This is a genomic window from Cetobacterium sp. (assembly GCF_977044495.1).
The window spans coordinates 1-6,028 of the sequence record NZ_CDRRQU010000074.1 but is presented as its reverse complement, the minus strand read 5'-3'; the positions used below and the strand labels follow the sequence as shown (position 1 = coordinate 6,028).

Sequence of the window (6,028 nt, the reverse complement as noted above, 5' to 3'; positions counted from 1 at the left end):
AGATGTTGCAGTTCTTGTAGATATGGATGGAAAATTTTTCATTACTGTTGGTGGAAGTGCAGGTTTTAATCCAAGGAGTGCAGATGTTTTAGTAAAAGAACTTTCTGAAAATGAGGCATATCTTTTAGTGAAAATTATATTGGACTATTATAATAAAAATGCTCAAATGGGAGAAAAGTTGGGTCATTTTATTGATAGAATAACTATAGATAAGTTTAGAAACGATATTATAAAAAATTTAAAGGAGGAAAAGAAATGATAACAAAGGATACCATAATTGCGGATATTGTTAAAGCAAATCCAATGGCAGTAGAGATTTTGATGGGATATGGAATGGGATGTGTTGGGTGTCCATCAGCACAGATGGAAACTTTAGAGCAGGCTTGTGAGGTTCATGGAATAAATATAGAGGAAGTTTTAGAAAAATTGAATAAAATAGAGGGGAGGTAAGAAATAAGTCTAGTTTTGGGAAAAGCGGTTATGAAGAAAAATTAATTTTAGGATAATAATTAGTAATAAAAATTCCGGTTTTGGGATTTTTACTTGTGAATATTTTTCACTGAATTATAGAAAGTGCGTAACTTAGGTCTTTATTTACAAAAGGACTTATTTTGAAAGTTAAATTGTAGAAAGTACTATATAGAGAAGAGTTTATAAGATAAAATATTAGGATAATTAATAGAAAAAGAGTTGTGAAAAAATTTCATGGCTCTTTTTTTTGAAAAAAATGTAAAAAAATATTCAATAAAAAAAGCTATATAGTGATAAAATGATTGAAGTTTGAACATAAAAGTGGTATACTTTAACGGTATATAAAAAATAAAGTTGGGAGTGTAGAGATATGAATGACTGTGTAATTCTGAAGGGAAAAAAGGATAGATTAGTTGTGCAATTAGATAGTAGCATTGATTTTAACTCTTTAAAAGATAAATTTTCTGAAAAGATTAAACAGGCTGAATCATTCATAGGTGATACAAAAATAGCTATTGAATTTACTAATAGAAAACTGACGGAAATAGAGGAAAATATTTTAATCGGAGTAATAAATAAAGAGACTAATATAAAAATAGCGTTTATTTTTTCTGAAAAATCTACTTTTTCACAGTTGCCTGGAGGACAACTTCCATTTAAAAGTATAAAGGATGTAACAGATGAAGGGTGTACAAAATTTTATAAAGGAACTTTACGTTCTGGACATAATTTAGAGTATGATGGAAATGTAGTCGTGTTAGGGGATGTAAATCCGGGTGCAATAATTAAATCTAAGGGTAATGTAGTTGTGTTAGGGTATCTGAATGGAACTGTTTATGCGGGAGAAAAGGATGGCTCAGATGCATTTGTAGGAGCATTTTCGTTAAATCCTATTCAAATTAAAATAGGACAAGTTATAGCAAAAAATCCTAGTACAAATGTATTGGATATCAATAAAGTTAAGAAAACTTTAGATTTTGAAGTGGCTTATTTAAAAGATGGAAATATTTTTATTGAAAAATTCAATAAAGCAACTTTAGAGCATATGTTAAAAATATAAAGGGAAATAGGAGGAGCTATGGGAAGAGTTATAGTAATTACTTCAGGGAAAGGTGGAGTAGGAAAAACTACGAGTAGTGCTAATTTAGGAGCGGCACTGGCTATGCAAAATCAAAAAACACTATTGATTGATACAGATATAGGTTTAAGAAACTTAGATGTTGTTATGGGGCTTGAAAATAGAATAGTTTACGACCTAATTGATGTTATAGAAGGAGTGTGCAAACCCAAGCAGGCGATAATAAAAGATAAAAGAAATGATAATTTGCATCTATTACCAGCAGCTCAATCAAGAGATAAAAATGCTGTGAGTCCTGAGCAAATGAAAGAGTTAATTGAGACATTAAAAGCTGAATATGATTTTGTATTAGTTGATTGTCCGGCGGGGATAGAGCAAGGTTTTAAAAATGCTATTGCGGCAGCAGAGGAAGCTTACGTTGTAACAACGCCAGAAATTTCAGCAGTTAGAGACGCGGATCGTATTATTGGTTTATTAGAAGCGAGTGAGATTAGAAACCCGAAATTAATTGTCAATCGTTTAAGAGTTGAGATGGTTAAAGATGGAAATATGTTGAGTGTTGATGATGTAACAGATATTTTAGGAATTAAACCTATTGGAATAGTTCCAGATGACGAGAGTATAGTTATATCTACAAATAAAGGTGAACCATTGGTATACAAAGGGGAGTCTTTGGCAGCTAGAGCATATGTGAATATTGCTTCAAGGACACTTGGACAAAATGTTGAATTTTTAGATTTAGATCCTAAAATTGGGTTTTTTGATAAAATAAAGGAAATATTTAAGAAATAAGGGGAGGCGAAATATGGGATTTTTTAGTTTTTTAAGTAAAGAAAAATCTAGTTCAGTAGCTAAGGACCGTTTAAAGTTAGTACTGATACACGATAGAGCTATGCTTTCTCCCAAAATGCTTGAGACTTTAAAAGATGAAATAATTGCAGTGATATCTAAATATGTAGATATAGATAGAGATTCTTTGAATATTGAAGTTTCTCAAGAAGCAGAGTCGGGAAGAGAAACAGCATTAATAGCTAATATACCTATAAGAATAAAAAAATAGTACTGCGGTGCTATTTTTTTTTGATAGGATGAAAGATAAAATTAAAGAATATAGGGGGATTGAAATGAAAAAAGAAAATTTAAGTAAATTATTGTTACTTTTAGTTGCCATGATTTGGGGAAGTGGCTTTCCAGCGACAAAAATAATTTTGGATAGTGGTATAAAACCATTTGAATTTTTGGGAATCAGGTTTTTTATAACAGCATTAGTTATGTTGTGTATTATGAGGATGAAGAAAATAAAAATAGAAAAAGCAGAAAGAAATTTAGGAATGCTTGCAGGGGTAATTTTATTTTTAGCATTTGCATTTCAAACTGTTGGATTAGTTTATACAATAGCATCTAAAAATGCTTTTATAACAGGGGCAAATGTGATATTTGTACCCTATATAGCATGGGTTATCACAAAAGAAAAACCTAAATTAATCTATATAATTTCTTCTATTATATGTTTTATAGGTATAGGATTTCTTTCCTTCGAAGAAAATTTAACAATTAATTTTGGGGATTTTTTAACGTTTATATGTGCTATATGTTTTGCTCTTCAAATTGTAGTTATAGGAAGTCGAATAAAAAATAAAAATCCCTTTACAATTAATGGATTTCAAATGTTTTCAGCAGGAATTATTGGAATTTTACTGAATATAATATGTGAAGGAGCAACAATCTTTAGTAGAACATATGATTTAAAACAGATTTTAGCATTGGTATACATAATACTTTTTAATACTTTTGTCTGTTATTCAATTCAAACATATGCTCAAAAAGAGATTAATCCTAGTCAAGTTTCTTTAATTTTAACAACAGAGATAATATTTGGAGCAGTATTCTCTGTTTTACTTTTAGGAGACAAGATGACTTTTCAAGTTATAATAGGTGGATTACTAATTTTTGCATCTATACTGTTAACAGAAGTCAAAAAACGATAAAAGTTAATTAGGAGGAAAACATGAGCCATATTGTAGGTAAGTCAGCGTATAAAAGTTTGGAGGAAAGGTTGAATAGATTTCCTCAAGGTGCGCCCCCATCAAAGACGTTATATAATATATTATCGATATTATTTTCAGAAAAAGAAGCAGCGTTAGTTGCACAACTTCCAATAAAACCTTTTACAGTCAAAAAAGCAGCAACAATTTGGAAAATGTCAGAAAAAGAAGCTAAAAATATTTTGGATACATTGGCATCAAGAGCAATTTTAATAGATATAGCACAAAAGGGTGTTCAAACTTATATTTTGCCCCCACCTATGGCAGGGTTTATAGAGTTTTCTATGATGAGAACTAGAGAGGATATTGATCAAAAACTTTTAGGGGAACTTCTATATCAGTATATGAATGTTGAGGAAGATTTTATAAAAGATCTTTTTTATAGCGCTGAAACAAAATTAGGAAGAGTTTTTGTAAATGAAGATGCTTTAGAAAAAACTAGGATAGCAGAGAATAGTATCTCAGCAAATACTTTAGATAGTTTGGTTCAGGTTTTGGACTATGAAAGAGCATCATATATTATAGAAACATCAGAGCATATGGGAATTAGTATGTGTTATTGTAGGCATAAAATGCAACACGTAGGAAAAGCTTGTGACGCTCCAATGGATATTTGTATGACTTTTGGTAATGTGGCAAATTCACTTATAAATAATGGATATGCTAGAAGAGTTGATAAAATAGAGGGAAAAGATTTACTTCAGCTAGCATATGATAATAATTTAGTTCAATGTGGGGAGAATGTCAGAGAGGGAGTGACATTTATTTGTAACTGCTGTGGATGTTGTTGTGAAGCATTGGTAGCAGCTAGAAAATTCGGAATGTTACATCCAGTAGAGACGACAAATTTTCTTCCTAAAATAGATCAAAATACATGTGTAAACTGTGGAAAATGTTTTAAAATTTGTCCGGTAAATGCTATAAAAAAAGTAGAAGATAAATATGAAGTTCAAGAGGAATTGTGTTTAGGATGTGGGGTGTGTGCAAGAGGATGCTTTAAAAATAGTATATTATTAATGCCTCGTGAAAAAAAGATACTGACTCCAGTAAATTCTGTGCATAGATCAGTTTTAATGGCTATAGAGAAAGGGACACTTCAAGAGCTGATATTTGATAATAAAGCCTTATTTAGTCATAGAGCTATGGCTGCTATACTAGGTGTTATTTTGAAACTATCTCCTGTACATAAGATTATGGCAAGTAAACAGATGAAATCAATCTATTTAGAAAAATTGTTAAAAAATTAATTAAAAATATTGCTAAAAAAAATATAACGTGTTAGAATTTTCTTTGAATATTTATTCAAAAAATTTTAAAGGGGTCATAATGGAAGCAAACAGGTGTAAATTAGCAATTTTTTTAGCGAGTTTAATGCTAATGAGTTGTAGTGAAAAAGAAAAATCTATTATAGGGAAAGGGAATGGCTTTTCTGGAGAGATTAAAGTGAATGTAGTGACAAAAGGGGATAGAATTGATAATCTTGAATTGGTTTCAGATAATGAAACATCCCATATAATATCAAGATCATTTCCAATCTTAAAAGAGAGAATTTTAAAAGCTCAGTCACCAATAGTTGATAGTGTATCGGGAGCGACTTACACTTCCTTGGGAGTTAAAAGAGCAGTGGCAGCAGCTTTAAAAGAGGGAGGAAAAGACTTCGGCAGAATAACTATAAAAACTGCGGGACCGGAGCAACCAGTAGCATTTTTAGAGCCAGTATCTACAGATTTAGTTATAGTGGGTGGGGGACCAGCAGGTCTTGCAGCGGCTATATCTGCAAAGGAAGCTGGTCTAAATAATATAATATTGATTGAAAAATTAGATATATTAAGTGGTAATGGAAAATATGATATGAATTTTTATGATTTAATTAATTCGGAAGCACAGAAAAATGCTGGAGTAGAGGATTCGGTTGAGAAATTAATTGCAGATAATAGTAATTGGATGGATACCTCAGAAAGAACTAGAGCTCAAGCGGAAGGAGCTTCAAAATTGGATTCTTGGTTAAGAGGAATGGGAGTAAAATTAAATCATTATTATGGTAAAAGAGGGCATATGGCTGAAAAGGATGCTTATGCTGGGGAAGAAGTTCAAGATGGGATGGAAGCTAAAGTCAAGAGTTTGGGAATAGATATAAGGACAGGAAGTAAAGGAACAGATTTAATAGTGGAAAATGGAGCTGTTAAAGGAGTAAAAGTTCAAAGTGGGAATAATTTCTATGATATAAATGCAAAAGCTGTTATTATAGCTACAGGAGGATTTTCTGCAAACAAAGAACTATTGGCCAAATATTCTCCTGGAACTGAGAAGTTTCAGACATCAAACCAACTTGGCGCAACCGGTGATTTTATTCCTGTATTTGAAGAAAATAATATACAGTTAGCTAATTTGGATGAATTGAATTTATTTCCATTTGTAGTTAGAAATACTAGAG

The 6,028-nt window shown here is 31.2% G+C and carries 8 protein-coding genes; all 8 read left to right on the top strand.

The window, feature by feature from the left end:
* Positions 1-259, top strand: a 259-nt coding sequence (locus tag ACWI69_RS11605) for a hypothetical protein (RefSeq protein ID WP_448821995.1), incomplete at its 5' end; no start/stop codon positions are given.
* The gene (locus tag ACWI69_RS11600) at positions 256-450 is read left to right on the top strand and encodes a DUF1858 domain-containing protein (protein WP_448821994.1); all 195 of its coding nucleotides are present in this window, start codon (positions 256-258) and stop codon (positions 448-450) included. The genes ACWI69_RS11605 and ACWI69_RS11600, both read left to right, overlap by 4 nt.
* 391 nt (positions 451-841) lie before the next feature.
* Positions 842-1,531: a septum site-determining protein MinC gene (locus ACWI69_RS11595; RefSeq protein WP_448821993.1), complete on the top strand. Its 690-nt coding sequence runs from the start codon at positions 842-844 to the stop codon at positions 1,529-1,531.
* Positions 1,532-1,549: 18 nt separating this feature from the next.
* Positions 1,550-2,341, top strand: a complete 792-nt coding sequence (minD, locus tag ACWI69_RS11590; RefSeq protein WP_448821992.1) for a septum site-determining protein MinD — start codon at positions 1,550-1,552, stop codon at positions 2,339-2,341.
* 13 nt (positions 2,342-2,354) lie between these two features.
* Positions 2,355-2,609 (top strand): cell division topological specificity factor MinE, encoded by a 255-nt coding sequence (gene minE / locus ACWI69_RS11585; protein ID WP_448821991.1) that lies wholly within the window; start codon positions 2,355-2,357, stop codon positions 2,607-2,609.
* Between the two features lie 64 nt (positions 2,610-2,673).
* Entirely contained in the window at positions 2,674-3,537 is an 864-nt protein-coding gene (locus ACWI69_RS11580; protein WP_448821990.1) for a DMT family transporter, read from the top strand.
* Positions 3,538-3,557: 20 nt separating this feature from the next.
* On the top strand, positions 3,558-4,841 hold the full coding sequence (locus tag ACWI69_RS11575; RefSeq protein WP_448821989.1) for a 4Fe-4S dicluster-binding protein: 1,284 nt from the start codon (positions 3,558-3,560) through the stop codon (positions 4,839-4,841).
* Between the two features lie 79 nt (positions 4,842-4,920).
* On the top strand, positions 4,921-6,028 hold a 1,108-nt coding region (locus ACWI69_RS11570; protein ID WP_448821988.1), incomplete at its 3' end, for an FAD-binding protein.